This is a genomic window from Methylobacterium sp. WL18, from assembly GCF_008040015.1.
GTDB lineage: Bacteria > Pseudomonadota > Alphaproteobacteria > Rhizobiales > Beijerinckiaceae > Methylobacterium > Methylobacterium mesophilicum.
On record NZ_VRVD01000853.1, the window covers coordinates 1 to 1,645 of the forward strand.

Consider the following 1,645-nt stretch of genomic DNA (forward strand, 5'->3'; position numbering starts at 1 on the left):
GGGTGATCGGGATCGACGTTCCGATCCCGGTTCTGCGCCAGACGTTCGCCGGCGGGGCCGACCTCGCACCCCTCGACCTGTTCGCCCACGGGGCGGCCTCCGCCCGGCGCAGCCGACAGTCGGCGGCCACCGAGGTGAGGATCCCGATCAGGAACAGGCTGCAGGGGATCAGGTCACCGGGCATAGGGATCCGTCCAGAGGAACGCGGGACGCGACGCGTCCGACGCGGCCCCTTCTCTGGGATCAACAGGCCGAAACGTGGCGGGTGCCCCGCGGCATTTGCGCGTCGCCGCTGTTCCGCGGGGCGGAGGCTCCCGGCCGCGCCGCGGAGCCTTTCGGCTGCCGCGCGGGCTCCCGGAGGGTCGGGCTCAGAGCTTGGCCGCGGCCGGCGGACCCGAAAAGTCCTCGGGGCCCATGTCGAGCAGGTCGTTCGGGGTCGCGGTCTTGTCGTAGGCGGCGCTGGCCGCGGCCTCGATCGCCGCCTGGTTCCGGGCGAACAGGTCGAGGGGTGCGAGGTCGGCCCCGCCGGCGAACGTCTGGCGCAGAACCGGGATCGGAACGTCGATCCCGATCACCCGCTCGCCGTTGGTCATCGCGAACCGGATCAGGGTCTCGTCGGCGGCCAGGATGTGGGCGCCGCCGTCCAGGTAGCGGGTGAGGGGCATGGGAGCGGTCCTTTCACGGTCCAGTCGCGGACCAATGAGGTAGGGCGCCGCGCTCCCGCGTGAATGGACCCGGATCGCCCGACCGGCGGGGTCCGGGCCTTCCTGGACCCGGCGCACGAAACAACATATATGTTGCATCGCGTGTGCCCCGGGAGGATGCAACGGATGCGTCGCTCCGCGTGAACAGCAGCCAGGCCAGGCGCTTCCTCGCCCGCCATGGATGCAGCTTCGAGCCCGGCAAGGGCGGCCACCTGATCGTCCGCCGCGAGGGCCGGATGTCGGTGCTTCCGCAGCATGGCGGCGCGAAGGAACTCGGCACCGGGCTCTGGAAGAAGATCCTGAAGGATCTGGATATCAAGGATTAGGAGCGATGCTCAGGTATCCCGTGACGCTGACCCCGGACGACGACGGAACCCTGCTGGTGACCTGCCCGGACCTCCCGGAGGTCACGAGCTTCGGCGAGGGCTCGGCCGACGCGCTCGTCCACGGCGCGGATGCGGTGGCGACAGCCCTCAAGGGGCGCATCACTGCACGACAGCCGGTCCCGCCGCCCGGCCCGATCAACGGCCACGCCGTCGCCCTGTCGGCGCTCACGGCCCTCAAGCTCGAACTCTATCGGGCGATGCTGGAGACCGGCATCCGCAAGGCCGATCTCGTCGGCCGGCTGCGCGTGCACCCGCCGCAGGTCGACCGGCTTCTCGATCTCGACCACGAATCCCGCCTGAGCCAGATCGAGGCGGCGCTGACCGCCTGCGGGCGCGAGATCGTCGTGGCGACCCAGGCCGCCTGAGCCGGCGCGCCGCAAGGCCTATCGCCCTGGGGTCCAGGCGCCCTGGGGTCCAGGCGTCGGACGAACACGCGCCCCCCCCTGTCTCTTATACCCGACACCGCGCCCACGAGACTCCGCTGCAGCGCGGATGCCGGCTGCGGCTTGAAAACACCCAGGGGGGGGGGGGGGGGGGGGGGGGGGGGGGGGGGGG

At 71.7% G+C, this 1,645-nt stretch carries 3 protein-coding genes and 1 pseudogene; 2 read left to right on the forward strand and 2 right to left on the reverse strand.

What is annotated here, in order from left to right:
* Positions 1 to 184, reverse strand: a pseudogene (locus FV228_RS33845) (hypothetical protein); the annotation flags it as partial.
* 184 nt (positions 185 to 368) lie between these two features.
* A complete protein-coding gene (locus FV228_RS29005) occupies positions 369 to 665 on the reverse strand; it encodes a hypothetical protein (RefSeq protein ID WP_147857626.1) in 297 nt (98 codons plus the stop codon).
* 179 nt (positions 666 to 844) lie between these two features.
* Between FV228_RS29005 and FV228_RS29010 the strand changes: the two genes are divergently transcribed.
* Positions 845 to 1,030 (forward strand): type II toxin-antitoxin system HicA family toxin, encoded by a 186-nt coding sequence (locus FV228_RS29010; protein WP_147857627.1) that lies wholly within the window; start codon positions 845 to 847, stop codon positions 1,028 to 1,030.
* 5 nt (positions 1,031 to 1,035) lie between these two features.
* Positions 1,036 to 1,455, forward strand: coding sequence for a type II toxin-antitoxin system HicB family antitoxin (locus FV228_RS29015; protein ID WP_147857628.1), 420 nt, complete (start codon positions 1,036 to 1,038; stop codon positions 1,453 to 1,455).
* Positions 1,456 to 1,645 lie beyond the last annotated feature (190 nt).